At 62.4% G+C, this 26,071-nt stretch carries 25 protein-coding genes; 16 read left to right on the top strand and 9 right to left on the bottom strand.

Going from position 1 to position 26,071, the window contains the following annotated elements:
- Positions 1-6: 6 nt before the first annotated feature.
- Both NKH83_RS23365 and NKH83_RS23360 read right to left on the bottom strand, forming a co-directional pair.
- A complete protein-coding gene (locus tag NKH83_RS23365; RefSeq protein WP_352807728.1) occupies positions 7-975 on the bottom strand; it encodes a tyrosine-type recombinase/integrase in 969 nt (322 codons plus the stop codon).
- Complete coding sequence (locus tag NKH83_RS23360; protein WP_352480741.1) at positions 972-1,385, bottom strand: excisionase; 414 nt, start codon at positions 1,383-1,385, stop codon at positions 972-974. The genes NKH83_RS23365 and NKH83_RS23360 overlap by 4 nt, the downstream gene beginning before the upstream one ends.
- 514 nt (positions 1,386-1,899) lie before the next feature.
- Here NKH83_RS23360 and NKH83_RS23355 point away from each other — a divergent pair.
- From NKH83_RS23355 to NKH83_RS23330, 6 genes are all read left to right on the top strand, one after another.
- Positions 1,900-2,841 carry an ArdC family protein gene (locus tag NKH83_RS23355; RefSeq protein ID WP_352807725.1) on the top strand — a complete coding sequence of 314 codons (942 nt, stop codon included), beginning with the start codon at positions 1,900-1,902 and terminating at the stop codon, positions 2,839-2,841.
- A gap of 235 nt (positions 2,842-3,076) precedes the next feature.
- Positions 3,077-5,197, top strand: a complete 2,121-nt coding sequence (locus NKH83_RS23350; RefSeq protein ID WP_352807724.1) for a ParB/RepB/Spo0J family partition protein — start codon at positions 3,077-3,079, stop codon at positions 5,195-5,197.
- Positions 5,198-5,544: 347 nt separating this feature from the next.
- Entirely contained in the window at positions 5,545-9,903 is a 4,359-nt protein-coding gene (locus NKH83_RS23345; protein ID WP_352807723.1) for a strawberry notch-like NTP hydrolase domain-containing protein, read from the top strand.
- On the top strand, positions 9,903-10,949 hold the full coding sequence (locus NKH83_RS23340; RefSeq protein WP_254818556.1) for a DUF7146 domain-containing protein: 1,047 nt from the start codon (positions 9,903-9,905) through the stop codon (positions 10,947-10,949). Before NKH83_RS23345 ends, NKH83_RS23340 begins: the two co-directional genes overlap by 1 nt.
- 312 nt (positions 10,950-11,261) lie before the next feature.
- Positions 11,262-12,197: a DUF2493 domain-containing protein gene (locus tag NKH83_RS23335; RefSeq protein WP_352804560.1), complete on the top strand. Its 936-nt coding sequence runs from the start codon at positions 11,262-11,264 to the stop codon at positions 12,195-12,197.
- Positions 12,198-12,972: 775 nt separating this feature from the next.
- Positions 12,973-13,302 carry a DUF736 domain-containing protein gene (locus NKH83_RS23330; protein ID WP_254818670.1) on the top strand — a complete coding sequence of 110 codons (330 nt, stop codon included), beginning with the start codon at positions 12,973-12,975 and terminating at the stop codon, positions 13,300-13,302.
- A 194-nt stretch (positions 13,303-13,496) separates the two neighbouring features.
- Here the strand turns inward: NKH83_RS23330 and NKH83_RS23325 are convergent, their stop codons facing one another.
- Positions 13,497-13,712 carry a helix-turn-helix domain-containing protein gene (locus NKH83_RS23325; RefSeq protein ID WP_023674290.1) on the bottom strand — a complete coding sequence of 72 codons (216 nt, stop codon included), beginning with the start codon at positions 13,710-13,712 and terminating at the stop codon, positions 13,497-13,499.
- A 126-nt stretch (positions 13,713-13,838) separates the two neighbouring features.
- Here NKH83_RS23325 and NKH83_RS23320 point away from each other — a divergent pair, with 126 nt between their 5' ends.
- The 10 genes from NKH83_RS23320 to NKH83_RS23275 all read left to right on the top strand — a co-directional run bounded on the left by NKH83_RS23320 (position 13,839) and on the right by NKH83_RS23275 (position 19,858).
- The gene (locus tag NKH83_RS23320) at positions 13,839-14,117 is read left to right on the top strand and encodes a DNA -binding domain-containing protein (RefSeq protein ID WP_254818554.1); all 279 of its coding nucleotides are present in this window, start codon (positions 13,839-13,841) and stop codon (positions 14,115-14,117) included.
- Between the two features lie 167 nt (positions 14,118-14,284).
- Positions 14,285-14,470, top strand: a complete 186-nt coding sequence (locus NKH83_RS23315; protein ID WP_352476789.1) for a transcriptional regulator domain-containing protein — start codon at positions 14,285-14,287, stop codon at positions 14,468-14,470.
- A gap of 46 nt (positions 14,471-14,516) precedes the next feature.
- Positions 14,517-15,041 carry a DUF2285 domain-containing protein gene (locus tag NKH83_RS23310; protein ID WP_352476762.1) on the top strand — a complete coding sequence of 175 codons (525 nt, stop codon included), beginning with the start codon at positions 14,517-14,519 and terminating at the stop codon, positions 15,039-15,041.
- A gap of 114 nt (positions 15,042-15,155) precedes the next feature.
- The gene (locus tag NKH83_RS23305) at positions 15,156-15,446 is read left to right on the top strand and encodes a helix-turn-helix transcriptional regulator (protein WP_254818552.1); all 291 of its coding nucleotides are present in this window, start codon (positions 15,156-15,158) and stop codon (positions 15,444-15,446) included.
- A gap of 16 nt (positions 15,447-15,462) precedes the next feature.
- Positions 15,463-15,894, top strand: a complete 432-nt coding sequence (locus tag NKH83_RS23300) for a replication initiator protein A (RefSeq protein WP_352476761.1) — start codon at positions 15,463-15,465, stop codon at positions 15,892-15,894.
- Positions 15,891-16,451 carry a S26 family signal peptidase gene (locus NKH83_RS23295; protein ID WP_352476760.1) on the top strand — a complete coding sequence of 187 codons (561 nt, stop codon included), beginning with the start codon at positions 15,891-15,893 and terminating at the stop codon, positions 16,449-16,451. Before NKH83_RS23300 ends, NKH83_RS23295 begins: the two co-directional genes overlap by 4 nt.
- Before the next feature lie 45 nt (positions 16,452-16,496).
- Positions 16,497-16,823, top strand: coding sequence for a DUF736 domain-containing protein (locus tag NKH83_RS23290; RefSeq protein WP_352476759.1), 327 nt, complete (start codon positions 16,497-16,499; stop codon positions 16,821-16,823).
- Positions 16,824-16,827: 4 nt separating this feature from the next.
- The gene (locus NKH83_RS23285; RefSeq protein WP_352807718.1) at positions 16,828-17,871 is read left to right on the top strand and encodes a lytic transglycosylase domain-containing protein; all 1,044 of its coding nucleotides are present in this window, start codon (positions 16,828-16,830) and stop codon (positions 17,869-17,871) included.
- Positions 17,868-18,119: a hypothetical protein gene (locus NKH83_RS23280; protein WP_254818547.1), complete on the top strand. Its 252-nt coding sequence runs from the start codon at positions 17,868-17,870 to the stop codon at positions 18,117-18,119. The genes NKH83_RS23285 and NKH83_RS23280 overlap by 4 nt, the downstream gene beginning before the upstream one ends.
- Positions 18,116-19,858 (top strand): relaxase/mobilization nuclease domain-containing protein, encoded by a 1,743-nt coding sequence (locus NKH83_RS23275; protein ID WP_352807716.1) that lies wholly within the window; start codon positions 18,116-18,118, stop codon positions 19,856-19,858. Before NKH83_RS23280 ends, NKH83_RS23275 begins: the two co-directional genes overlap by 4 nt.
- A 127-nt stretch (positions 19,859-19,985) precedes the next feature.
- Here the strand turns inward: NKH83_RS23275 and NKH83_RS23270 are convergent, their stop codons facing one another.
- The 6 genes from NKH83_RS23270 to NKH83_RS23245 all read right to left on the bottom strand — a co-directional run bounded on the left by NKH83_RS23270 (position 19,986) and on the right by NKH83_RS23245 (position 26,002).
- Positions 19,986-21,023, bottom strand: coding sequence for an L-idonate 5-dehydrogenase (locus tag NKH83_RS23270; protein WP_502895607.1), 1,038 nt, complete (start codon positions 21,021-21,023; stop codon positions 19,986-19,988).
- An 8-nt stretch (positions 21,024-21,031) separates the two neighbouring features.
- Entirely contained in the window at positions 21,032-22,438 is a 1,407-nt protein-coding gene (locus NKH83_RS23265) for a TRAP transporter large permease (RefSeq protein ID WP_254818544.1), read from the bottom strand.
- Positions 22,439-22,441: 3 nt separating this feature from the next.
- On the bottom strand, positions 22,442-23,014 hold the full coding sequence (locus NKH83_RS23260) for a TRAP transporter small permease (RefSeq protein WP_254818543.1): 573 nt from the start codon (positions 23,012-23,014) through the stop codon (positions 22,442-22,444).
- A 142-nt stretch (positions 23,015-23,156) separates the two neighbouring features.
- The gene (locus NKH83_RS23255) at positions 23,157-24,131 is read right to left on the bottom strand and encodes a sialic acid TRAP transporter substrate-binding protein SiaP (protein ID WP_502894239.1); all 975 of its coding nucleotides are present in this window, start codon (positions 24,129-24,131) and stop codon (positions 23,157-23,159) included.
- A 51-nt stretch (positions 24,132-24,182) separates the two neighbouring features.
- On the bottom strand, positions 24,183-24,902 hold the full coding sequence (locus tag NKH83_RS23250; protein WP_254818542.1) for a FadR/GntR family transcriptional regulator: 720 nt from the start codon (positions 24,900-24,902) through the stop codon (positions 24,183-24,185).
- Positions 24,903-25,096: 194 nt separating this feature from the next.
- Entirely contained in the window at positions 25,097-26,002 is a 906-nt protein-coding gene (locus NKH83_RS23245) for a DMT family transporter (protein WP_352807713.1), read from the bottom strand.
- Positions 26,003-26,071 lie beyond the last annotated feature (69 nt).

Below are 26,071 nucleotides of genomic sequence, written 5' to 3'. Positions count from 1 at the left end.
CGTCACCTATCCCGAGAGAGGTTTTCGTCGCCTTGGCGCAACGTGCTTCTTCGCGATCTTCTCGGCGGCGTCTGCCTGGAAGTCGGGATGATGGTGGCCATAAGTATCGATCAGAACATCCACGGTGATGCCGAGAAAGCCCGCCGCCTGCCACATGTCGGCGCCGGCCCGCATCAGCCAGGTCGCAGCGGTGTGGCGAAGCGTGTGCGAAGTGACGTCGGGACCGAGGCCGGCTGCGTCGCGAGCTCTCCTGAAGCTCTTCTTGACCGACCCCACCGGCTTTCCATTCCACTCCACCACAAAGTCTTGCGATATCTTACGACCAGTATTTGCGCTCTTGCCGCGCGCCTTGGTCCTGATATCGAGATCTGTGCACGCCCAGCGGCGGAGATGCGCCAAAAGCCTGTCGGGCAAGCGCACAGGCGGCTGGCGTTTTTTGGTCTTCTTTGCGCTAGCGGCGCGGCGGTAAAAGACGCCGCGGTCGAGGTCCACATAACCATGCCCTTTGGTTGGACGGATGGCGGCACCGCAGACTGCGGCAGAGCGCGTTCCTGTATAAAGCGCGACAAGCATGAAGCGGGCGAGGTGTCGTCCGGTACGCCGGTCGCTCTCCCGGCCCTTCCATTTCTGCTTCATACGCCACGCGGCCCAGATGAGGGCGGCCGCCTCGCTGCGCGTCAACCAGCGCTCGCGCGCACCGGCCTTGTCAGGCAGGACAATCGTCGGTGCGGCAGTCGTGTGGCCTTCCCTGCGGTAGTAGTTGATGGCCGCACGAAGATCCTCGAGTTGGCGGCGCGCAGCGGCTTCGGTGGGACAGAACGCGACGTAGTCGCGGCAAAGCTTGCCATTGATAGCGGCGAGCGTCTTTTCACCGAAGAAATCGAGGATCTTGTCCAGCCGAGCCGCCGTCTCTTCCGGCGCGGCATGCTTCGGTGCAACCTCTCTCAGGTAAACGCTGACGACATCGGCTATCAAGACATCTTCGGCACCGCGCGCTCGGTGGTACTTGCTGGCGATGTAGGTCGCGAGCGCCTTTTCAGCTTCAGGTCCTGGACGGCCTTTTTCGCTGCTGCCAGCGCTGATGAACGTTGTTCGATCGCGGATAAACCATCCAGCTTTGTTTCGGAGCGTTCCGTCTTTCTTCCGGCTTTCGTCCCGCCAGACGATGCGTGGCCCTTTCGACGTCCGCGGCATAGTTCCCTCATTTTGGCGATCGCCAGCAAGGTGACGTACTCCTTTCCGGCGATTAGCTCCGTTTCAAGTCGACCGGCGTTACGTTCCTTGCGCAGGCCCGCAGCGCCCAACGAGCCATCGGGAAAGGCAATTCGTGCTGCAATCTCGACGCGCAGAGGCGTGGTCTCGTCGAATTGGTCGGGAACTTTCAAACGGAGCCCTCAGCCAATCTCTATGATCCGATCGTTTGGCCTGAAAACAGACCGATCGCGGGTCTCATTGAGCGCACGTTTCTATCTCGCCATTTCAGATGCTCTGCCGCGCGATCTTTCTTTAAATATGCTGCTGCGAAAAGCTCCAACGGCAGCGGCTGCGGCAAAGATGCTCCTTTGACCTGCTAATCGGAACGATTGCCCTGACGCGCACTCCACGAGCCTTGTGGCTAGCTCCCCACTTCCGTGGCCGGTGAAACGGCTCTTCAGCTATCCGTGCTGCTTCGTTTCTATGGGCTAACTGCCGGGTCTCCTGGGCCTACTGCCGCGCGCCCCGGTTAGGGGGTTCTGCTGATCACCTCACGCTGCGGTTTCGGACGGTGCCTCCCACCTCGGAGTTGGTCGGCAACCGAAGTCTTCCTGCCAGTCCATCAGAGTTAGAGGACCGCGCTTGGCGCACTGACGGGTTGAAGGCTGGGAGAGAGGCTCCCAGCGCCCGGCGCGGAGACTCGCAATGACCAAGCATCGGCACCAAGCTGCCCCGACCCGGGCCAGCCTATATGACGACATCACCAACAAGATAATCGGTGAGCTGGAGGACGGTCGCCTGCCCTGGGTTCAGCCATGGGGAACGGCGGCTGCGAAGGCGCCGCTCGCCATGCCGAAGAACGCCGCCACCGAACGGCAATACTCTGGAATCAATATCCTGATCCTCTGGGGTTCGGTTATCGAGCAGGGCTTTTCCGGACAGAGCTGGCTGACCTTCCGCCAGGCGCTCGCGCTTGGGGGCAGCGTCCGCAAGGGTGAGCATGGAACGACGGTGGTCTACGCCGATCGGTTCGTGCCCGATGACGAAAAAAAACGTGCCCACGAAACCGGCGAGCAAGCCCGATCGATTCCATTCCTCAAACGCTTTACGGTGTTCAACGCCGCGCAATGCGACGGGCTGCCCCACGATGGTGCGATGGCCACGCAACCGCCCCTGCCCGGCCTGATCGAGCCAAAGGTCGAGACACTGATCAAGCAGACGGGGATCGATTTCCGGGTTGATGGCAGCCGCGCCTTCTACGCTCCGGCCCACGATTATGTGCGGGTCCCGCCACCCCAAGCCTACTTCGAGCCGATCAACTGGCACCGGACCGCCCTGCATGAACTCGGGCACGCCACTGGTCATGCCTCACGCCTCAACCGGGATTTGTCCGGTTCCTTCGGCACCAAGAAGTATGCCTTCGAAGAGCTGGTTGCCGAGATAAGTGCAGCTTTCTGCTGCGCCTCGCTGGGCATCACGCCGACCGTGCGTCACGCCGACTATATCGGCTCGTGGCTGGAGGTGCTGCGCGAGGATAACCGTGCGATCGTTCGCGCGTCCTCTCTGGCGAGCAGGGCTGCGGATTATCTCTTGGGGTTCTTGCCCGACAAAGTCGCCGCTGACGACGATCGGCGGGAGGCAGCGTAATAGCCGCCCGCTTTCAGTTCGGCGTCTTGCCGCGGATGCGTTCGTGATCGAAGTCTGCCTCGATGCCGGACCCGCTGCGGCGAAGTCGTTGCCGAGCGCCAGGGCCGACCTCCTGCTCCGCGACAAATGTCGCGTGGCTGCCGAGCACATCAGAGGGAGAGGAGTGACGGAATTCTCATGACGGGTTTGGAGGTCGAGAGGGAGGCTCTCGGCCGCCCGTCGCGGAGTACATCCGATGGCTACTGCCGTTCAGAAGATCACCCTGTCGTCCTCGCGCGACATTCCCTTCAACAAGCTGGTGCTCTCCCAGTCCAATGTCCGGCGCGTCAAGGTCGGCATCTCGATCGAGGATCTGGCGGCCTCGATCGCCCGACGCGGCTTGATCCAGAGCCTCAGCGTTTTACCCGTCGTCGACAGCGACGGTAACGAGACTGGCATGTTTGAGGTACCTGCCGGAGGCCGGCGCTTCCGCGCGCTTGAGCTGCTGGTGAAGCAAAAGCGCCTCGCCAAGACCGCCCTCGTGCCCTGTGTCGTGCGCGCTCGTCACAGTGCGATCGTTGCCGAGGAGGTGTCGCTCGCCGAGAACATTGAGCGAGCGCCGCTGCACCCGCTCGATCAGTTTCGCGCCTTCCAGGACATGCGCCAAAAAGGCATGAGCGAGGAGGAGATTGCCGCAGCCTTCTTCGTGCCGGTCAACGTCGTTAAGCAACGGCTTAGGCTGGCTTCTGTCTCGCCAGTGCTGCTCGATGTGTATGCCGATGACGGCATGACACTGGAGCAACTCATGGCTTTCACGGTCTCCGAAGACCGCGCCCGCCAGGAGCAGGTCTGGGAGGCGATCAGGGATGCCTGGTCGAAAGAGCCCTATCAAATCCGGCGCATGCTGACCGAAACGACGGTGCGTGCCTCCGACAAGCGCGCCGTCTTCGTGGGGACCGACGCCTATGAGGCCGCGGGTGGTATCGTGATGCACGACCTGTTCCAGTCGGATGACGGCGGCTGGCTGCAGGATGCAGCGCTGCTGGACCGCCTGGTTACCGAGAAGCTCAAGGCGGCTGCCCAGGAAGTTGCAGCCGAGGGTTGGAAGTGGGTCGAGGTCGCTGTCAGCTTCCCCTACGACGCAACGCGTGGGCTGTATCAGCTGCAGAGTAACCCGCTCGATCTCTCGTCCGAGGAGCAGGCTACCATCGATGCCCTCAACGCCGAGCATGCCAAGCTTGAAACCGAATATGAGGGTGCTGACGAGCTGCCCGATGACGTCGATCAGCGACTCGGTGAAATCGAGACCGCGCTCGCCAATTTCGACAAGCGCCCAAAGCAGTTCGATCCGGCCGACATCGCCATCGCCGGCGCGTTCGTCAGCATCGACGCCGATGGCTTGCTCTCGGTCGACCGCGGGTTTCTCCGGCCTGAGGACGTGCCGCCGATGTCATTTGACGGCGCGAACGAATCAAAAAGGGACGGCGGATCCGGGGCTGCCGACGGCTCGTCGGTGCACCGTGCCGTTGTCACCATTGGCGGGCAGGCAGTCGAGTCCGAGCAAGACGAGGACGATGCGGTCAAGCCCCTGCCGGACCGACTGGTGACAGAGTTGACCGCACACCGGACGCTGGCGTTGCGCGATGCCGTTGCCGGCAACCCTCACGTCGCCATGACAGCGCTCTTGCACAAGCTGGTCACTGACACGTTCCAGCACCGCACCACGACGGGGTGCCTTGAGGCCTCGATCCGCCACGTCTTCTTCCCTGTGCAGCCAGGTGACCTGAAGGACAGCCCCTCGGCGAAATCGGTGGCTGAACGCCATGAGGCCTGGAAATCGGACCTGCCGACCGAGGACAATGCACTTTGGGACTGGATCGCCTCACTTGATGAGACCAGCCGCGAGGCGTTGCTCGCCCATTGCGTCAGCTACGGCCTGAACGCGCTCCACGAGAAAGGCGACCGCTATGGCGGCGCTATCTCGGCACACGGCGTTCGGCAGCGGATCGCGCAAGCTGATCGACTGGCACGCGCGGTCGGTCTCGATATGGTTGACGCCGGCTGGACACCGACAGTCGAAAACTATCTCGGCCGCATCACCAAGTCTCGCATTCTCGAGGCAGTGCGAGAGGGGAAGGGCGAACAGGCCGCGCAGCTGATCGAGCACCTGAAAAAGGAAGATATGGCGAAGGAAGCCGAACGCTTGCTGACCGGTAGTGGCTGGCTGCCCGAGCCGCTGCGCCTGGTCGACCTCGACGGCAGTGCTGGCGCTGATAGCAGCGCCGGCGCCGACGGCTATGGGGACGAGCTTCCCGAATTCCTCTCAGACGACGATGTGCGGGTTGAAGACAGCGTACCGCACAAGGCCGCTGAATAGATCGCCTCGCGCGGAGGGGCTTCGGCCGCGCCGCGCCCTTTCCTACCCCTACCGGATCACACTGGCAAAGCCAATTGGCCGCTTCTGCCGCGTCCTTCTCGCTCGGCGGCTGCTGCCCGCAGTCCCCACAGCGTGCCAAGGTGTCGCCCCGGGGCTGCCAACCGCGTTGCCGCTGTCGTCGTTGGACTGACGGCGGGTAGCGGCGCAGCGCCTGGATCGAAGAAGGATCGTTATCGGCAGGACCGCAGTCCAGAGGGGAGAGGCCGCCAGGGCGGATTTGAGCCGGATTGGTCGAGAGAGAGGGCCGCCCGGTTCATTCCCGTTCCGCTCTCCTTGAGGTTTTCTCCATGCTTGATGCTTCTTCGAAGACTGCCGCTCCGGCAGTACCGCTTCCGCTTGTCTCATCCCCCGCGGTCGAACCAGCTGCCGCCATCCACCGCGCGGCGCAGTTCCTTCTACCCGATCTCCAACGCGGTCAGCGCCTCGACGCCCCGAACCTTCGCTTGGCCATGGAAGCTGCCTTCGGTGCCTCCGACGCATCCGGAGCATGGGACTGGAAATCAGCCTATGAGGCTTGCGAAGTCGCGACGGTGCTGTTCCTGCGCAAATTCGGAAAGTCGCTTTTCCGCAAAGCCGGTTCTCCGGCCGCCGCACTTCCGATGCTGGGCAAGATCGCCGGCCTGTTCCCAACTCACACGCGCCGCTCCGAAGAGACCGAAGCGCTTCAGCAGTTCAGCACCCCCATTCCGCTCGGTCTGGCGGCCGTGACTGCTGCGGCAATCACCCCTGCCGATCGCGTGCTGGAGCCCTCCGCCGGCACCGGGTTACTTGCTATTCTGGCCGAGATCAGCGGCGGCACACTGCTGCTCAACGAACTGGCCGAGGCCCGCGCCGGGCTTCTCTCGTTGCTCTTTCCGGCCATCCCCGTCACCCGCTTCAACGCAGCGCATATCGATAATCATCTCGATCCAGGCATAGTGCCGAACGTCGTGCTGATGAACCCGCCATTCTCGGTGCTTGCTAATGTCAGCGGCCGCATGCCCGACGCTGCCTACCGCCACGTCGCCTCTGCGCTGGCCCGGCTCGCCGAGGGTGGGCGGCTTGTCGCAATCACTGGGGCAAATTTTTCCCCAGAGCTGCCCATCTGGCGCGGGTCCTTCGTCAGGCTCCAGGAGCGCGGTCGCGTTGTGTTCACCGCCGCGATCGACGGCGCCATCTATGCCAGGCATGGCACCACCGTCGAGACCCGGCTGACCGTCATCGACAAACTGCCGGCCGACAATCCAGGCACCTTTCCAGCATCAGCCGGCACGGCGCCCGATGTCGCCACCCTGATCGCCTGGATTGGCGAACATGTTCCCGCGCGGCCGCCGGTCAGCGCTTCGGTCTTTGCGCCCGCCGTCAAGGCACTGGGGCCCACAGCGCGCATCGTGCGCGGTGATCTCGCCAGATCCGCAGGTTCCACTCCGGTGCGCAGCCTTGCCACGCCGGAAGGCAACGAGCTTGCTTACGAGACATTGGACTGGACGCCTGCCGAAAGTAGGCACATCACCGATGGCATCTATGAGGAGTACGGGTTGCAGGCGATCCGTATTCCGGGCGCCCATCCGCATCCGACCAAGCTGGTCCAATCGGCGGCAATGGCATCCGTTGCTCCGCCGAAGCCGAGCTACCGGCCGATTCTTCCTGCCAAGGTTGTCAGCGACGGCCTCTTGTCCGACGCGCAGCTAGAAACAGTCATCTATGCCGGCGAGGCCCATTCGGAGTTCCTCGCCGGTTCCTGGACGGTGGACGACACCTTCGACCTTGTCTCTGCCGCGCGCGACGATGCCGCGCACGCCGTGCGATTCCGCCGGGGCTTCATGCTCGGCGACGGGACGGGCGCCGGCAAGGGCCGCCAGTCCGCAGGCATCATCCTGGACAGTTGGATGCAGGGCCGCCGCAAGGCGGTGTGGATCTCCAAATCCGACAAGCTGATCGAAGACGCCCAGCGCGACTGGTCTGCTCTCAGCATGGAGCGCCTGCTGGTCACGCCGCTGTCGCGGTTCCCGCAGGGCAAGGCCATCCGCCTCGATCAAGGGGTCCTTTTCACCACCTACGCAACGCTGCGCTCCGACGAACGCGGTGAGAAGATGTCGCGCGTGCGGCAGATCGTCGAATGGTTGGGCACCGACTTCGACGGAGTGATCATTTTCGACGAGAGCCACGCTATGCAGAACGCGGCAGGCGGCAAGGGAGAGCGCGGCGACGTCGCCGCCTCACAGCAGGGACGCGCCGGGCTCCGCCTCCAAAACGCCCTGCCGAACGCCCGCGTCGTCTATGCCTCGGCGACGGGAGCAACCACCGTCCACAACCTCGCCTACGCGCAGCGTTTGGGCCTGTGGGGTGGCGACGATTTGCCCTTCGCGACCAGGGCCGAATTTGTCGAGACGATCGAGGCTGGCGGCGTTGCCGCCATGGAAGTGCTGGCCCGAGACCTTCGCGCACTCGGTCTCTATACGGCCCGATCGCTCTCTTACGACGGTGTCGAATACGAGCTGGTCGAGCACCAGCTTACCCCCGAGCAGACCCGCATTTACGACGCCTACGCCGGAGCGTTTAGTGTCATTCATAATAATCTCGACGCCGCGATGCGGGCCGCCAACATCACAGGCGAGACCGGCACACTAAACCGTCAGGCAAAGTCGGCTGCACGTTCGGCTTTCGAGAGCACGAAACAGCGCTTCTTCGGCCATTTGCTCACCGGCATGAAGACGCCGACCCTGATACGCTCGATCGAGCGCGATCTGCATCAAGGCCATGCCGCCGTCATCCAGATCGTCTCGACCGGCGAGGCACTGATGGAACGGCGCCTCGCTGAAATTCCAACCGAGGAATGGAACGACGTTCGCGTCGACATCACGCCGCGCGAATATGTCCTCTCGTATCTGCAGCATTCGTTCCCGGTGCAACTCTATGAGCCGTTCACCGACAGCGAAGGCAATTTGTCGTCACGTCCGGTCTATCGCGACGGCCAGCCCGTGGAGAGCCGCGAAGCGGTCGCCCGCCGCGATCGCCTCATCGAGCAACTCGCTTCACTGGCCCCCGTCCCGGGGGCTCTCGATCAGATCGTACAGCGCTTCGGTACCGACCTCGTAGCGGAAGTGACAGGCCGGTCGCGCCGCATCGTGCGCAAGACCAGCACTCGAGGCATCGATCGCCTTATCGTCGAAAACCGCGCCGGATCGGCCAATCTCGCCGAGGCACAGGCATTCATGGATGACTGCAAGCGCATATTGGTGTTTTCCGACGCTGGTGGCACTGGCCGCAGCTATCACGCTGATCTCACTGCGAAGAACCGCCGCCTTCGAGTTCACTATCTGCTCGAGCCGGGCTGGAGGGCCGATGCCGCCATCCAGGGTTTGGGGCGCACCAACCGCACGAACCAGGCGCAGCCGCCGCTGTTCCGGCCGGTTGCAACCGATGTGAAGGCTGAGAAGCGCTTTCTCTCGACGATAGCCCGGCGCCTCGACACATTGGGCGCCATTACTCGCGGCCAGCGCCAGACCGGCGGACAGGGCCTATTTCGCCCTGAGGACAATCTGGAGTCGCACTATGCCCGCGACGCGCTGCGGCAGCTTTACCTGCTGCTGGTTCGCGGCAAGGTGGACGGCTGCTCACTCCAGATGTTCGAGGAGGCGACCGGCCTCACGCTGACGGATTCCACCGGCATCAAGGACGAGCTGCCGCCGATCACGACCTTCCTCAATCGGCTGCTGGCGCTCACCATCGCGCTTCAAACCGTCCTGTTTACGGCCTTCGAGCAATTGCTAAATGCGAAAATCGAGGGCGCCATCGCCTCCGGCGCCTACGACATCGGCTTGGAAACACTGCGTACGGAGAGCTTCGTCGTCACCGAGCGACGCGTCATCCATGTCCATGCCGCCACCGGTGCGGAAACGCGACTGCTGACCATCGCCCAGCGCAAGCGCAATCGACCCGTTTCACTTGCCGATGCCCTTGCCCAGCTTCACGATCCCCGCGCGAAGCTCCTGGTCAACAACCGATCCGGCCGCGCCGCCGTACAGGTACCAGCGCCCGCGCTGATGCTGGACAACGGCGAGATCGAATGGCGCGTCCGGCTGATCCGGCCGATGGAGCACCATCAGGCCTCATTGAAGATGATGGCGGAGAGCCACTGGGTTGAGGCTGAGCAGGCTGCATTCGCTGACGCCTGGAGTGTCGAGACGGCTGACGTGCCCGAATTCACGGACAGCACTATCCATGTCGTTGCCGGCATGCTGCTGCCGATCTGGAAGCGTCTGCCCAGGGAATTCTCACGTGTGTACCGGCTCCAGACTGACGATGGCGAGCGCATCATCGGTCGTCAGGTCCCGCCAGCATGGATCGCGGGCGCACTGCCAACAAGCTCGCCTTCGATCACAGCCAGTGATGCTTTCGTTGCGCTTCTGGGCGGTCGAACGATCCTCGATCTCGCCGATGGTCTGCAGCTTCGGCGCAGCCGCCTCATGGGCGTCAGCCGAATCGAGCTGACGGGCTTCAATGACACAATGCGTGACCGTCTTTCGGCTTACGGCCTCTTCCGAGAGATCATCTCCTGGAAGCTGCGCATGTTCGTGCCCGCCGACTCATCTGGACCCGCAATTCTGGGCAAGTTGCTGAAGGCTTATCCAGTCCAGCGCATCGACACGCGGGAGGACGCGTGATGGCCCGCCACGGTGCGTCAGAACTGGCGCACCGCCTCGGCCAGCAGGCTGAGGCGGTTTGTCGCTATTATCTTTCGAACGGGCATCGTGAGGGCCGCTACTGGCTTGTCGGCGATGTGCAAAACACGCCGGGCCGCTCAATGTTCGTGCGTCTCGTCGGGTCAGCGAACGGAAAAGGAGCCGCCGGCAAGTGGGCCGATGCGGCGACTGGCGAGCATGGCGACCTTCTAGACGTCATCCGCGAAAGCCGCGGCTTCAGCAACTTCAAGGACGTCGCGAATGAAGCAATGACGTTTCTCGGCTTGCCGCATCCCGAACCAGAGCAGACGTCTCCCCCTTCGAAATCGGTAGACACGCCATCCGGATCATCGGGAGCAGCGCGTCGGCTGTTTGCGATGTCGCAGCCGATTGCGGGTACAGTCGTAGAGGCGTATCTGCGCAACCGCAGTATTACCGCTTTGCACGGGACCGAAAGCCTGCGTTTTCACCCGCACTGCTACTACCGGCCCGACGAACACGCGCCGACCGAGACCTGGCCGGCGATGATCGCTTCCGTCACCGATCTCGACGGCCATTTGACTGGCGCACATCGCACCTGGCTTGATCCTTCCGGCAGGGGCAAGGCACCGGTCGGTACGCCGAAGCGCGCGATGGGCGATCTTCTTGGTCACGCGGTTCGCTTTGGCCTGCCGGGCGACGTCATGGCGGGCGGCGAAGGCATCGAGACCGTCTTGTCGCTTCGGTGCATCCTGCCCGATATGGCTATGGCAGCGGCACTCTCGGCAGCCCATCTCGCTGCCATGCTGTTCCCCCTCACGCTGAGACGGCTCTACATCGTGCGCGATGCCGATCCAGCCGGCGACGGCGCACGTGACACCTTGATCAAAAGAGCGAATGCTGCCGGGATTGAGGCGATTGTGCTCTCGCCGACACTTGGAGACTTCAACGAAGATCTCTGTACGCTTGGCGTGGATGATCTTCGAGCACGCGCGCGTGTCCAGCTCGCGCCGCAGGACATCGCCCGTTTCATGGCAGTGGCGGGATAATTTGGAACGAACAACCTGTCCGCTGTCGCTTGCATCGCTCGGATGCCCCCGAAGTCGGAGAGAACCGCGCCTGCGGGCCTTCGAGAGGGCGATCGGCCAGCAAACGAGCCAGACCCGCAATGTCTTCGGCCGACTATTTTCCGGCGCGCTCCCAAGGGAGCGCTTTCCATCGCGAAGCAAAATAGCCGGCCTTCCCCCTCCTCCGCTGACACTCCGGCCCTTCGCTTCGCTGCGGGTGCAGGTCCGTCCCGTCCGCCGGCTTCCGTCGCCATGAAGGCCGCGAGGGTCGCGGTCCAACCGGCGGAGCATCCAATGAGCGAGCATAACGACTACGAACCACAGCACTCGTCTTCACCCATCGACCAAGTCCTCACCGAACTCCAGCTCTATGGCTACCGGCCCTTCGCAGATGAGCCTGATCCTCGACCGCTTCCAGAGGGCCACTGCGTCGCCGGCGCGATCGCCGACATCTTCGACGCCCTCATCGTGGCACTGCAAGACACTCGCCTCGAGCCCGATCTCGACGATCTTCTATGGTCGACCGTCAACATCTTTCACCGCGCCGCAGATCGGATCGAGCGCGAGCTCGACCACAACGAGCAGGCGCAACGCCGCAGCCAGTGTGAGCAGGACGGCAGCGAAGTGAAATCCGTCGAGCTGGAACGCCTGACGGCCGAAGGGCAGACGCTGATCGAACGCCAAAGCGCCTTCGAACTGATGCGTGATCAGGCCGCGGAGCACTATGAGCGCCACACCGGATCCAGTTGGCGACCGCGCAGCGGATCGATGGTCAACCACCGCAACCTGACCTCTGCGCTGATCGACAGCCGCGACTTTCTCAGCGCCAAGAAACGTGCCTCGCAGGAAGTCCTTCTGCCACCTGGCCCGAAAATCGCCTTCACCGCTGGGCTCGACTTCAATGACCACCAGCTTATCTGGGCCAAGCTCGACCAGGTCCACGCCCGGCATCCCGACATGGTCTTGATGCACGGGAAATCGCCGAAGGGTGGCGAAAAAATCGCCTCCTGTTGGGCAGATCATCGCAAGGTACCCCAAATCGGCTTTGCCCCTGATTGGACAAGGCATGCCAAAGCCGCTCCGTTCAAGCGCAATGACGCAATGCTGGAGTTGCTGCCGATAGGCGTCATCGTCTTTCCCGGGACCGGAATTCAGGACAATCTTGCTGACAAGGCAAAAAAGCTCGGCATCCCAGTCCTCGACTTCCGCCCCAAGGGAGGCGGCGCGTAAGCGCTGCCCGCCCTACCATTTGTCGATTGTACAATACGGTCGGGCGGCGCGGCGCCGCCCGTCTTATGCGATACTCAAGTCCGCGCCCTGGCAAAGGCGCGCGACGCCGTCACGCTTGCCGTCAACGTTTCAGCTGCGTCGCAGCTGGCATCACAGCTGCGAATAACGACGCCTGTTCAACCTAACAGGGGCCGGATCTGGCCGAACTCATCGAACACCGGCGTGGGCAGGATGCTTGTTCTTGAGCGGCCGTCGCATTGTTAGCGTTGTCGCTGACACGGCATCGCGCGACGCACAGTTCGAATCCACCACGGCGTGCCGTCTCGTTCCAGAGATAGCGGATATCCGGTGATGCACGTCAGCCGTGACTTGAACCCTGTCTTAAGCGCGGTGCTGACAACAGCTTGCGACTCGCAATGCCTGTACAGAGGAGCATCGACGCCGCTGATCGTCGTAGCCGGGATTTCGCCAGCGACGGTATCGCCAGGTTCTCCGTTGATGTCTCTATCTGGTGGCCGCTCCAAACGGCCTCTTTAATGGGCTGATCCGGCCGAAGGTCGGCTGCGCCTCGATCGCCTAAGCCGCAATGGCGCCGATCGACTTTCTTCCCCTGCCGGCTGCGCCGTCATTCCTCGCCAAACAACAAAGTCGCCTGGCTGCCATCCTCCGCTGGCGCTGCGGTCGCAAGCGATGCGGCGTCGATCGCCTCCGGCCCGCCGATCGCCATCGAGGCCGCAATGGTGCGGGCTCGAAACAGAGTTCAAGGAGAAAACTCATGGCGATAATCGGAACCTTCAAGAGGGCCGGCAACAACGAGTTCACCGGCGAAATCGTGACCCTCTCGCTCCAGACCAAGAACGTCCGGGTTGTGCCCGAGACCAACCGCTCTGGCGACAGCGCCCCCAGCCACCGTGTCTTCGTCGGGCAGGTCGAGATCGGCGCCGCATGGTCCAAGCGCTCCAATGACGGCCGCGACTATCTCGGCATGAAGCTGGACGATCCGAGCTTCACTGCTCCGATCTACGCCAACCTCTTCAACGATGAGGAAGGCGAAGGCTTCAGCCTCATCTGGTCCCGCCCCAACGGGCGCCGCGACGCCGAGTAAGGCCCCGACCAAGGCTCCGCCCGGACGAACAGGGCGGGGCCGCTCTCCTTTTACCCGACAAGTTGAGCGCAGTCGCTGCGCAACGAGCTCCGTCGGTCTGTGGGGCGACTACCGGTCGTGTTCGCGACTGGAGACTTCATTCCTGCATGTTGCCTCGCCGATCATCGAAAATTCGCGGTGCTTCCCGCGTCAACTCACGGTGCCGATTTTCTGATCAACTCGCATGGGTCCACATTCAGCGCAGTGGCGATCCTGCCAAGAACACTGATGCTGGCCGAGACCCGAGCGCGCTCGATCGATCCCACGTAACGCATGCTCAGTCCAGAGCGGGCGGCCAGTTCCTCCTGCGTCACGTTCTGGTCATGGCGCAGACGACGCATGTTGGCCGCCATGATCTCCTTGAGGTTCATGACGGATTAGGGATCAGAAAGGGAACTATCGTTCTAGGAATGATCGTTCCTATTCGCTATGATTGGTGCTCGATCTGCAGGACGGCTCCTTCGAGATCGCGATCGAAATATGAACGGTCAAATACCATGCCTAAACCGCTGCTCGATCCTGATGTCGCCGACATTGCGCCGGATGCACCGGTCCTGACCGGCTATGACGAGGAGCGTCTGCTCACCTATATTCGCCTGCTTGACGCGGCAGCCGAAGATGCCGATTGGCGAGAGGTGGCCAGGATCGTCTTGCATATAGACCCGGAGCAGGAGCCGGAACGAGCGTTCCGGTCCTGGGAGACCCATCTTGCCCGCGCGCGATGGATGACGACCAGCGGCTACCGATATCTTCTCGCCGGCGGCGCTCCGCACTGACGCGACCGGCGCTCCACTTGGCTGAATCGGCATAATGTTTTGCCGACTCTCCAACTATCCAACTTCCTTATCCCCCTGAATGTTGACGCCGACGCCTCACATCCGGGTACGCGGCGAGGACAGGAACAGTGCAAGGCGATTGGACCGATCCGGCGGCGTATGCACATATGTGCAGCTACCAGGCCACGGAGTTCGCTGCCGAGTATCTGATCCGGAATGACGAATTCGTGGCAGAGTGCAGCCAGCTTGCATCGCAACCCGCTGGTTCTGGAGAACCTGCCGGTCAGCCCGATCTCGCCGCCCGTTGGGGCGCGCGATTTCAAAACTGCCGCTGCCGGAGTTCCGAAAGCTGACAATATCATCTGGACGGAACAGGCCTCGCCGCGCGTGCTCCGGGTCATGCGGGTATCTGCATCCGATCAGACAGTTCGACCTTCCAGCCTTGGCGGAGCCAGCGTTTGGCCGCAGGACGAAGGCCTTCACATTATTTGGTCTACCTTAATTGGGAAAAGTCATCTCGTCGCTAACGACCGCGCCGGTGAATTCAACGCTATCCTTCTGCCGCTCGACGCTGCATTCGAGACGCGGCTCGATGCAGCGCGCCGGTTCTGGCGCGCACTGAACGGCCGGGCAGCCGGTCCATCCTACGGCGCACTGCCGCAACAGACCAAGACCAGGCATATCCTCAATTTACGCGCACATGATGGTCACCGCACGGGTGCAACCTATCGTCAGCTCGCGGAGGTGCTGTTCTCGCAAGAGTCGATTGTGCCGCGAGATTGGCGTGATCATCATCTCCGCCACAAGGTCCGAGCTATCTTACGCCGTGCAGCTTTTTTAGTCGCCGGCGGCTATCGCGATCTTCTCTTCTACCCCCACAACCGCAGCGAAAAGTCCGGCCGCCGAAGTCCTTCTTCGGGGTAGCAAAAACGCACCCCCCAATCTTTGCCCTCCCTCGCCTTTCCTCATTTCGATCATGGTCCACTTCGCGCGTCCCGGCAGGCCAGGACGACAGCAGAACCGAATGGAGATCGAGCGATGTCGAAGGGTCCCGCGGACGCGCCCCAAAAGTATTTGCGCACGAAGGAGGCAGCAAACATCGTCGGGCTCTGCGCCCGCACACTCGAAAAGCACCGGACCTACGGCACCGGCCCAAAATACCGAAAGGTCGGCGGGCGCGTTCTCTACGACATCAACGACCTGCACGCTTGGATAGATCTGGGCGCACGCACCTCCACCAGCGATGCCAACGCGACCTATGTTCCGCCGGCAAAACCCCATGCAGCCCGCGCGCCCGCCTATGTCGGCAGGCGCGACCGCAGCTCCTGATCTGTGGCGCACCGAAATGCAGTATCGCGAGACCGTTCAGCAGCAATTTGCGCTGCCTCATGTCCCCTCATCCGGCTTCCCTCCACCCGGCACGCAGGACGTTGTGGCGTGGCAACTCGTCTTGTTGGTGAAATCCCGCCACCTGAGACCGATCCATTCTCATGCGGGCGAAGAATCGACCTGCGTTGAGGCGGCAAGTGTGCACGGCATAGCAGCGATTTGGAACGCTGCCATCCTGGTCTGGGCTGCGTCGCAAACCATCCACGCGCAAGCCAGGAGATTGCAACTGCGGCGCGTGGTAGCGGCGAAACAGCAGCAAACCCTGACGTTCATGTCGCCGCGTAATCGGCGCCATGTCCACAGCCGGATAGCCCCACGCGAGCAGCCGAGCCGATACACGGCCCAGCGTCGTAAAACTTGCCTGCTGCGCCCCGGGATCGAGTCATGAGCAAGCGCACAAAGATCATCGCCACGATGATTGGCGGCGCAGTGCTCGCGGCGGCGCCGGCATGGATTAGCCCTCCGCCGCTGTCCATCTGGAACGCATCGGCGAGCATCCCCGTCGGGCTCTATCGCGTCCAGCCGGCCGACAAAATCGGTATTGCCGATATCGCCGTCATCATGCCGCCCGAGCCATTGGCGGCCTTCATGGCAAGACGCGGGTATCTGCCGAAAAATGTGCCGCTCCTGAAGCGTATTTTAGCACTGGGGGGCGCAACCGTCTGTCGCCAAGGCACAACGATCATCGTCAACGGCAAGACGTATGGACATGCGCGCGAGCGTGACAGTCGCGGTCGACCCCTGCCCATCTGGCAGGGCTGCCGCGACATTGCCGAGGCGGACGTCTTCCTTATGAACCCGGGTGCGGCCGACAGTTTTGACAGCCGCTATTTCGGCCCGCTCCCGCTCTCATCAATCGTTGGCCGCGCGGTTCCCGTCTGGACCACGGAGCCCACCACTCCGGTGCTGGAGGTCACCAACGATCCCCTTTCTAGCGAGCCGTGACGGCTCGGCTGAACGCGCACTAACACTCATGAAAGGAGCACTGCAATGACCCAGATCGGAACCTTCACGCGCAATGATGACGGCTTCTTCGGCAATCTCTCCACGCTAACAATCGAGGCGAAGATTGCCATTCTGCCTGCCGAGAAATCAAAAACCGAAAACGCGCCCGACTATCTGATCTATTGCGAAGGGATGGCGGTCGGTGCGGCTTGGGACCGCGCCGGAGACAAGGCGGGGGATTACCTCTCCGTCTCAATTGACGACCCGTCCTTTACGCAGCCGATCCGCGCCAAGCTGTTCCGGTCCGATGCAGAGAACAGCGTCTGGAGCCTGCACTGGAACCGATCCTCGAAGCGCGACGGGCGAGGCTGAACAGATGCTTCTGGAGCCCTTCGACGAATCTTTCTCGCCAACCCTTTTGATCCATTGCGTGCCGGTCAAACCCTTCGACCCGATCGCCCGCGACACAGCCCAGAGGGGGCCGGACACTTGCCTGTGGCTCCGGACACCGATCTCATCACAGTTTTGGCAAAGCCGGTTCGATCGGCGAGCCCCTGCCGTTAACGGAAGCGAACACCGTCGCAGGCTGGCGGTGCATCGGTTCTGCGGTCTGCGGGATGCAGTCCACAGAGGCATGACGACGTTTGCCGCATGTGTCATGCTCGGCTTCGTGGCGCCCGAAACTGGTGCAGCGGCTTCCTCTGGTGAACGGCCGGCGCACTCCGAGTCGACGATCTTGTCGGCTGGCCCGTGGTCGCGGCATATCCGGGAAGCGTCAAAACGCTTCGCGATTCCAGAGCGGTTGCTGCGCGGCGTCATGCATGTTGAGAGCGTCGGCGATGTTCGTGCGCTTTCAAGCAAGGGCGCAATGGGCTTGATGCAGATCATGCCGGCGACGTGGGAAGAACTGCGCATCAAATACCGTCTCGGTGACGATCCCTATCGACCGCGTGACAACATTCTTGCAGGTGCAGCATATCTTCGCGAAATGCTCGACAGCTTCGGGCGCAGCGGTTTTCTTGCCGCTTACAATGCCGGTCCTGGTCGGTACACGGAACATCTCTCGACCGGCCGTCCGCTCCCACGCGAGACGGTCGACTACGTTAGGAAACTCGCGCCGCTGCTCGATAGTGCAGTTCTCAGTCCGCGGCGCCCGCGGCAAAGAAGGGGCAGAGCCAGCTCACTCCGTGCAACGATCTTTGCGCATCCCCATGACATTCGGAACGCCGCTGTATCGGATGGCAATGGTTATGCCGAGACGATCTTTGCGGCGATTCATTCGTCAGCGATGCAGTCGCCAATGGGCCATCCTGTTGCGGACCTGACCGCGATCGAGCCACGGCGGAGTGAAACCGATTTCCAATCGAACCACGCTGTTTCCGGCCTATTCGCTCAGCCCTCTTTAGCCATATCGCGATGATCGCCACGTTCCTCCTCAATTCCATTCCGGCCTGTTCCGTCGCGGAAATTGCGGCGGAAGGGTTGGCCGCAGATGAGGACAGAGAGAGTGGCAGGATAAAGGGCCGCGAGGTGCGGCTCGGTTCGGCCGATTGTTTTCCTTACAATTTTCGACTCATTTCGCGATGTGCTGCCACAATCAGCGATGTGCGCTATCCCCATTTTTTCAGTCTTTCAATGGAAACCGCACCTCGTGGCCGCCTAGCATGAAGCGTGACGATACCTTTCGCGTCCGCCCCGGTCGTATCCGCTCCCGCGCCGGCCAGCGCGCACGACCCTTCATCTTCCAGGCTCTTGCGGCCACACAGCGCGCCGGCGGTCACCTTACGTGCGAGGGTCGGATCACCTCCCCGCGAGCTTCAACGTTTGGCCGCGGCAGGTCAGCGAGCATCCGCGCCAGTCGCCTCATCTCTGACCGCTCACGCGGCGCCGTCGTCAAGACCCGTGTGGTGCGGCAGTTCAGAGGGTCTGCGCCACTCGCCACCCATCTCAAATATCTTCGCCGCGAAGGTGTTACACGTGATGGTGAGAAGGCCAGGATGTTCGGCCCTGAGACCAAAGAGGCAGATCATGACGCCTTCTGCGATCGCTGCAAGGACGATCGGCATCACTTCCGTTTCATCGTTTCACCGGACGACGCAATGGAGCTCGGCGACCTCAAGAACTTCACTCGTGACCTGATGGTCGACATCGAGCGCGACCTCGGCACGAGGCTCGACTGGATAGCCGTCGATCACTGGAACACCAAACATCCGCACGTTCATATCCTCGTTCGCGGCGTTGCCGACGATGGCGAGAGTCTTGTCATCTCGCGCGACTACATCCGCCAAGGCATGCGCGATCGGGCGAGCGACATTCTCACCCAGACGCTTGGGCTCCGCACCGACCCCGACATCCGCCAGGCCATCGAGCACCAAGTCGACAATGAGCGCTGGACGCAGCTCGATCGCCAGCTTGTTCGTGACGCCGACCGTCATGGTATCATTGATCTCGCGCCACACCCTGATCGCCATCCCGACCAGTTCCTTGGGCTCAAAGTCGGCCGGCTGCGGCAACTGGAATGCCTGGGTCTCGCGAACGAGATCCGTCCCGGCCAATGGATGGTGGTCGAAGAGGCCGAGGCCACTTTGCGCGCCCTCGGTGAACGCGGCGACATCATCAAGCGCATGCACCGCAGTCTCACCGTGCATGGGCTAGAAAAGGGGACAGTCGACTACGTGCTGGCCGCCGAAAAAATTGATGCGCCCGTGATCGGCCGACTGCTCGAACGCGGCCTTGATGACGAACGGCGCGGCGCGGCCTATGCCATCGTCGATGGCATCGATGGACGCACGCACCACATTCGCTTCCATGATCCTGATGCGGCAGGAGATTCCGACCCGGGCTCGGTCGTGGAGTTGTGTCGCGATGCGAGTGCAAATGGCGGTGGCCGGGTCACGCTCGCCGTCCGCTCCGACCTCTCAATCGAACAGCAGGTCCATGCTTCCGGCGCGACTTGGCTCGATCGCCAACTCGTTGCACGCGAGCCCGCCGAATTCGGTGACGGCGGCTTTGGCAAGGACGTAAGACAGGCACTGCAAGATCGGGTAGATCACCTTGTCAGCCGCGATCTGGCCAGGCGCGAGGGACAGCGCGTCATTCTTGCCCGCAAACTGATCGATACACTACACGATCATGAGGTGGAATCGCTTGGTGCCCGCATCGCCGCCGAGACGGGCCTGTCATTCACGAAGGCTGCCAACGGCAATCATGTGGCTGGGATTTACCGGCTGCGTTTCTTGCTGGCTTCAGGCCGGCTCGCAATGATCGATAATGGACTCGAATTCAAGCTGGTGCCCTGGTCGCCGTCGCTCGAAAAGCGATTGGGCAATCAAGTTACCGGGGTCGTGTGTTCAGATACGGGGGGCGTGGATTGGAGCCTGGGAAAGAAGCGCGGCATCGGCTTATGATGGTTACACGCGTATGCTCTATCCTGATGCTGGGAAGCCGGCACGGTCCGTCGCACATCCTCTGTTTGTACCTGCACGGTGAAGCGCCAATGGGCTCGTAAAAAACAGGGACGTTGCGAATCCTCAATCAGTCCGCGGTCAGCACGACCTTGACACTTTGAGCGCGGTCGGCGCCAAGTCGGAAGGCATCGGGGGCGGAGGAAAGCGTGCGCTCCGCCGTCACCAGCTTCAGGACGTCCACCTCCCGCGACACAATGAGGTCGACTGCGCGAGCGAACTCGCTGCCGAAGCGGAAGGTGCCTTTGAGGTCGATCTCTTTGGCCATCACCGCATTGGCGGGCAGCGGGATCTGGCCACCGGGAAGATTGCCGACCTGGACCACCGTGCCGCCGCGCCGGACGCTGGCGATTGCCGCGGCAAGGCCTGCGGCAGTGCCTGAAATCTCGAACGCCACATCAAGCGAACCGCCGGCCGCGAGCGACTGGATCTCGGCGTCCCCGCTGGCAAGGTCGATCGTCCTGTCGGCGCCCAACCTGCGGGCGAAGGCGAGCGGCGCGGCGGCGATATCGACGACGGTCAGTTCAGCGCAGCCGGCAAGCCTGGCCGCGAGCATGGTCAAGAGGCCAATGGGACCGGCACCGAACAGGACGACGTTGCGGCCCCTGATGTCGCCGGCCCGCGCAACGGCGTGCAGGCTGACCGCCAGCGGTTCGGCAAGTGCGGCCGCCTGGTAGGCCACATCAGATGGAACCTTGAAACATTGCGCGGGCGTGACGTCGAACAGACTGGCGAAGCCGCCCTGCATATGCGGCGTCTTCGACGCCGAGCCCATGAAGTAGATGTTTTCGCAGAGATTGGCGCGGCCTTCCAGGCATCGCGCGCAATGCCCGCACCAGCGTGACGGATTGACCGCGACGTGGTCGCCGACGCCCAGGCCGGGTGCCGCGCCGTTGATCTCGACGATTTCGCCGGAGATTTCATGGCCGAGGACAAGCGGCGAGGTCACAACGAAGTCGCCGGTGCGGGCATGGCGGAAATAATGCAGGTCGGAGCCGCAGATGCCCCCGGCCCCGAAGCGCACACGCACCATGCCTGGTGCCAGCGGTTCGAGCGGATGCTCCACGACGCGCAGGTCCTGCGGGCCGAACAGCGTTGCGGCGATCACCTGGCCACTCACCGGATCAAGCCCATCTCGGTCGGCAGCCAAAGCGTGATGGCGGGTATGAAGGTGATCAGAAGCAGCGCCACGATAAGCGGCACCAGCCACGGCAGGATCGCCATGGTGGTGCGCTCGACCGAGAGCTTGGCGACGCGTGACAGCACGAACAGCACCATGCCGAGCGGCGGGTGCAAAAGCCCGATCATCAGATTGAGCGTCATAATCAGCCCGAAATGCACCGGGTTGATGCCGTAGACGGCAGCGACCGGCAGCAGGATCGGCACCAGAATCGTGATCGCGGCGATCGTATCGAGGAAGCAGCCGACCACCAGCATCAGGATGTTGACCAGGATCAGGAAGACCCACTTGTTTTCGGTGAGCGCGAAAATGAAGTTCGAAAACAGCTGTGCCGCCTGGCTGACGGTAAGCAGCCAGGCGAAGATCGATGCGGCGGTAACGATGAACAGTACGGAGGCGGTCGTCTCGATCGTGTCGAAGCTGGCCTTGGCAAGCAAACGCAGCGTCATCGTGCGGTAGCGCACCAGCCCGAGGAAAAGCGACCAGATCACAGCCGCCATTGCCGCCTCGGTCGGCGTGAACCAGCCCATCGTCATGCCGCCGATCAGGATGACCGGCGTCATCAGCGCCATGACCGCGGAGAAATCGAAATACCAGTCCGCGGCGATCAGCAGCAGCAGCGCGATGCCGACCGCGACGTTGATCGACAGGCCAAGCTGCACAAGCACGTAACAGCCAATCGGAAAGGCAGCCACCACCAGCACCTCGCCCGCTGCTTCGGCGAGCCGCCGAAGCTCGAAAGGCGTGTCGGAGCCCCAGCCGCGATTGTAGGCAAAGATGGCAACCGTAATCATCATCAGCATGGTCATGACCACGCCGGGCAGGATGCCGGCCATGAACAGCGCACCGATCGAGACATTGGCCATCATGCCGTAGATGACGAAGGGCAGCGAGGGCGGAAAGATCGGCCCGAGAGTGGCGGAAGCGGCGGTGACGCCAACCGCGGCGTCGATCGGATAGCCGTGGTCCTTCATCGCCTTGATCTCGATGGTGCCGATACCGGCGGCGTCGGCGAGCGCGGTACCCGACATGCCGGAAAAGATCACCGATCCGATGATGTTGACCTGCGCCAGGCCGCCTTTCATCCAGCCGACCAGGGCAAGGGCGAAGGAATAGATGCGCCCGGTGACGCCGGCGATGTTCATGAGGTTGCCGGCCAGGATGAAGAAGGGCACGGCGAGCAGCGGGAAGCTCTCGACCCCGGCGATCATGCGCTGGGCCGCGATGATGTCGGGCGCGACGCCGTAGATGACGAGGTAAAGGATCGAGGCGGCCGCCATCGAAACGGCGACCGGCACGCCGATGAGCATCAGGACAAGAAAGCCCCCGACCAGAAGCAGCATCGCTCAGACCCCCGCCGTCTCGAACGCACCAGGACGCTCGAGCACCGAATAGCCGCGCCGGTAATTGCCGATAAAGACCTGGATCGAGCGCAGAAGCATCAGCACGAAGCCGGCCAATACGGCGTAGAAGAACCAGCGCCGCGGCAGGTTGACGGTGACCATGCGCTCATGCGCCACGATCGTGACGTAGCGCCACATCAGCCAGGATCCGTAGGCGAAGAATGCGATGCGGATGATATCGACGGCAAGCGCCAGCCAGCGGCCGACACGCTCCGGCAGATAGTGGTAAAGCACGTCGACGTGGATATGGCGCGAAAGGCGCACGCACATGGCGGCGCCGAGAAAGACAACGACGACGAGCGCGTTGATGGCGATCTCCTCGGTCCACGCAAAGCTGTTGTTCAGCGCATAACGGGTGAAGAACTGCAGGAAGACACAGACGACCATGCCCCAGAACACGGCAAGCGTGACCCAGTCCTCGATGCCGTGGTCCGACAGGTCGACGCGCATCGGCACCTCCTCGAAGGCGTGCGCAATCTCTTCGACGGTGATCTCGGTGTGGTGTTCCTCGGCCATTGGCGCGCACTCCCGAAGCTGGTGGATCGTCAAGGATTGGAAGGCCGTCCGGCGCAATTTGAGCCCGGACGGATAGGCAGGTTAAAGCGGCGAATCCGATTGCCGCTTTAACCTCTTGATTGAGCATCCAGTTTCCGATGCTCTACTTGATAGCGCGGATCGCTTCCCAATCGGCCTTGTTGTACCCGAACTCCTCGAAGGTGACCTTCTCCAACACATTCTTCTCGAAGTCGGCACGGTCGACATCCGTTACGGTGATGCCGCGGTCCTTGAATACCTGCACCAGTTCCTTTTCGCGGGCGACGATCTTCGCAGTGGCGCGGGCGGCAGCCTCCTGCATCACCTCGGTAAAGATCTTCTTGTCCTCGTCGGACAGCGAGGCCCAGCGCGACGCCGATATGATGGTGTTGAGATGATCGACGATGTGGCCAGTTAGCACGATGTTCTTCTGCACCTCGTAGAATTTCTTCGCCTCGATGGTGGTCAGCGGGTTCTCCTGGGCCTCGACCGTGCCGTTCTGCAGAGCCAGATAGACCTCGGCGAAGGCAATCGGCGCCGTGTTGGCCCCGCAGGCACGCGGCATGGCCAGATAGGCCGGCACGTCGGGAACGCGCATCTTCAAGCCCTGCATGTCGGAGCACTTGGCGATCGGCCGGTTCGAGGTGGTCTGCCGCGTCCCGTAATAGGTGGTGGCGACGATGTGATTGCCGGTCTTGTCCTCATAGCCCTTGGTCAGGGCCTTGTAGACGTCGCTCTTGGTGTATTTCAGCAGATGGTCGGCATCGCGGAAAGTGTACGGGAAATAGGTGACGCCGATCGGTGGATATTCGCGCGCCGCGAAGCTCGATCCGGAAATGATGATATCGACGGTGCCGAGCATCAGGCCCTGGTTGATGTCGGCTTCCTTGCCAAGCTGCGAGGCCGGATAGACGTCGATGGCGTAGCGGCCCTGGGTGCGCTTCTTGATTTCGTCGGCAGCCCACACGGATTCGGTGTGGAAGGGCTCCGTCGTCTCGTAGACATGTGCCCATTTCAGGACCGTTTCCGCCGAGGCCGACGCCATGGGTATGGCAATTGCGGCGATCGCACCGAGCAGAACTGCGTATTTTCTCAGCATCTAATTCCTCCCTGGTTGAACTTGACGGCCGGATCTCCCCCAGGCCAACTGCTATTCCGCAACCTCCTTGGCTGCGGCTCTCTCATCGAAATTGCGTGAGAATCTGATTTGCGACTGGCGCAGATGCTGCTGCATGGCGGCCTTGGCCCGCTCGGGGTCGCGCGCGGCAATTGCATCGCGCACGGCACGATGTTCCCTTGCCGCGACCTGCCAGGAATCGCTGGTCTCGAAATAGATCGACAGGCGTTCGAAGTACGGGTTCATGCGCTGGTCGAAAAGCTCGCCGATGAAGCGCACCAGCACCGCGTTCTCGAGAATGCCGGCGACCGCGGTATGGAATTCCCGGTCGAGCGCAATGGTCATCTTGTTGGGGTGACGCATGGCCTCCATCCGGCGCAGCACGTCGTCGAGCCGTTCGATATCTGCAGGCCGGACATGGAGGGCCGCTTCGGCGGCGATCGCGCCTTCGACGAATTCGCGCGCACGCAACAGCTCGAACGGGCCTTCCTCGACTTCGGGTTCGGAGGCGGCGGCGCTCGGCGGATCGGTGACGTAGATACCCGAGCCGACGCGGATGCGTATGCGGCCTTCGACCTCCAACGCTATCAGCGCTTCACGGACCGTCGGGCGGGAAATTCCGAGTTGGTCGGCCAGATCCCGCTCGGTCGGCAGACGGTCGCCGACGGAAAACTCGCCGGCATCGATCAGCTGCCTGAGCTGATCGGCGACCTGTCGGTATAGCCGGCGAGGTTCAACAGCCTGGATCGGCATGCGCGTCTAATTCCCCTCCCCGGCCGCCCTGGTACATTGGTCTGACCCATTGACCGCAGCCTAAACTGACGACCAAGAGAGTCAAGCTGGATAAACAGACAGAAGAAGAAGGCGCCCTGCCCCATCTATCCGGTGCACCTATGTCGCGGGGGCCCGCGCAGCGGAAGGCGGCGCATTGCGAAGTATTGCATGCGTCAGCGTCGTCCTCCTCGAGTGACCAGGATGTTTCCGGCGGCGACGAGGACGAGCCCGATGATCGCGTACGCAGTCCAGGCATAGCCTTCCAGCGCCGTGGAGATCAAAAGCGCAAAGACGGGAAATATGACGGTCGCATAGCCGGCGCGGGCGCCGCCAATGCGTCCGAGCAGCGTCAGGTAGGCGGCGAAGGCCACGACCGTCGATATGACGGCGAGGAAGACCAGCGAGCCGATATAAGAGGCGGTCGTCGCGAACACGAACGGCTCACCTAGCAGGAAGGCCAGGAACGCCGACCAGCAAGTGCCATAAAGCATGCCCCAGGCGCTCGTTGAAACGAGCGGCAGTCCGCGGCGCTGGTTTGCGACGGAGACGAGATTGCCGGCGCAGAAGCTCAGGGTGCCGCAGAGGCACAGAAGAAGGCCCACCAACGTCCCGCCTGAAAGCCCCTTCGCGGCAATTTCGGGGAAGAACATCAGCGCTATGCCGGCGAAGCCGATGACGCCGCCGGCGAGAATGCGCGGCGCCGGGCGCTCGCCGATGACCAAGGCACCGAGCAGCATGTTGATGACCGAGGCGAGCGAGAAGACGACCGAGAGCAAGCCGCTGACGAGATAGCCGGCGCCATAATAGAAAAACAGGAAGTTTGACGAGAAGATGAGGATGCCAAGCACAGCAAAGCGCAGATGATCGGTGATCGGGAAGCGGAGCCGCCGACCGGAGAAACCCGCCCAGGCAAACATCAGCAGCGTGGCGATGGCGAAGCGCCAGACCAGATTGACCTCGTTCGACACGCCACTGCCGACCTGAAGTTCGATCGCGAACCACGATGCGCTCCAGGCAATGACCGTTAGTGCGTAAAGCCCGTAGTCGACGGGTTCGAAGGGGCGGTCGCGCGTCGTCATGCGCATTTCCGCATTAGCCGGTTCCGCGGCGCCGTTTGGTTCTCTTGTTACTGACATGCTGGCGAGCCT

It is taken from the genome of Mesorhizobium sp. M0909 (assembly GCF_040319515.1).
Taxonomy (GTDB): domain Bacteria; phylum Pseudomonadota; class Alphaproteobacteria; order Rhizobiales; family Rhizobiaceae; genus Mesorhizobium.
This window is presented reverse-complemented; position numbering and strand designations above follow the sequence as displayed.

Bases quoted from the DNA above. Each gene is read 5' to 3' on its own strand.
- NKH83_RS23355 (WP_352807725.1), top strand. From the start codon at position 1,900: ATGACCAAGCATCGGCACCAAGCTGCCCCGACCCGGGCCAGCCTATAT.
- NKH83_RS23350 (WP_352807724.1), top strand. From the start codon at position 3,077: ATGGCTACTGCCGTTCAGAAGATCACCCTGTCGTCCTCGCGCGACATT.
- NKH83_RS23345 (WP_352807723.1), top strand. From the start codon at position 5,545: ATGCTTGATGCTTCTTCGAAGACTGCCGCTCCGGCAGTACCGCTTCCG.
- NKH83_RS23340 (WP_254818556.1), top strand. From the start codon at position 9,903: ATGGCCCGCCACGGTGCGTCAGAACTGGCGCACCGCCTCGGCCAGCAG.
- NKH83_RS23335 (WP_352804560.1), top strand. From the start codon at position 11,262: ATGAGCGAGCATAACGACTACGAACCACAGCACTCGTCTTCACCCATC.
- NKH83_RS23330 (WP_254818670.1), top strand. From the start codon at position 12,973: ATGGCGATAATCGGAACCTTCAAGAGGGCCGGCAACAACGAGTTCACC.
- NKH83_RS23325 (WP_023674290.1), bottom strand. From the start codon at position 13,712: ATGAACCTCAAGGAGATCATGGCGGCCAACATGCGTCGTCTGCGCCAT.
- NKH83_RS23320 (WP_254818554.1), top strand. From the start codon at position 13,839: ATGCCTAAACCGCTGCTCGATCCTGATGTCGCCGACATTGCGCCGGAT.
- NKH83_RS23315 (WP_352476789.1), top strand. From the start codon at position 14,285: ATGTGCAGCTACCAGGCCACGGAGTTCGCTGCCGAGTATCTGATCCGG.
- NKH83_RS23310 (WP_352476762.1), top strand. From the start codon at position 14,517: ATGCGGGTATCTGCATCCGATCAGACAGTTCGACCTTCCAGCCTTGGC.
- NKH83_RS23305 (WP_254818552.1), top strand. From the start codon at position 15,156: ATGTCGAAGGGTCCCGCGGACGCGCCCCAAAAGTATTTGCGCACGAAG.
- NKH83_RS23300 (WP_352476761.1), top strand. From the start codon at position 15,463: ATGCAGTATCGCGAGACCGTTCAGCAGCAATTTGCGCTGCCTCATGTC.
- NKH83_RS23295 (WP_352476760.1), top strand. From the start codon at position 15,891: ATGAGCAAGCGCACAAAGATCATCGCCACGATGATTGGCGGCGCAGTG.
- NKH83_RS23290 (WP_352476759.1), top strand. From the start codon at position 16,497: ATGACCCAGATCGGAACCTTCACGCGCAATGATGACGGCTTCTTCGGC.
- NKH83_RS23285 (WP_352807718.1), top strand. From the start codon at position 16,828: ATGCTTCTGGAGCCCTTCGACGAATCTTTCTCGCCAACCCTTTTGATC.
- NKH83_RS23280 (WP_254818547.1), top strand. From the start codon at position 17,868: ATGATCGCCACGTTCCTCCTCAATTCCATTCCGGCCTGTTCCGTCGCG.
- NKH83_RS23275 (WP_352807716.1), top strand. From the start codon at position 18,116: ATGAAGCGTGACGATACCTTTCGCGTCCGCCCCGGTCGTATCCGCTCC.
- NKH83_RS23265 (WP_254818544.1), bottom strand. From the start codon at position 22,438: ATGCTGCTTCTGGTCGGGGGCTTTCTTGTCCTGATGCTCATCGGCGTG.
- NKH83_RS23260 (WP_254818543.1), bottom strand. From the start codon at position 23,014: ATGGCCGAGGAACACCACACCGAGATCACCGTCGAAGAGATTGCGCAC.
- NKH83_RS23255 (WP_502894239.1), bottom strand. From the start codon at position 24,131: ATGCTGAGAAAATACGCAGTTCTGCTCGGTGCGATCGCCGCAATTGCC.
- NKH83_RS23250 (WP_254818542.1), bottom strand. From the start codon at position 24,902: ATGCCGATCCAGGCTGTTGAACCTCGCCGGCTATACCGACAGGTCGCC.
- NKH83_RS23245 (WP_352807713.1), bottom strand. From the start codon at position 26,002: ATGACGACGCGCGACCGCCCCTTCGAACCCGTCGACTACGGGCTTTAC.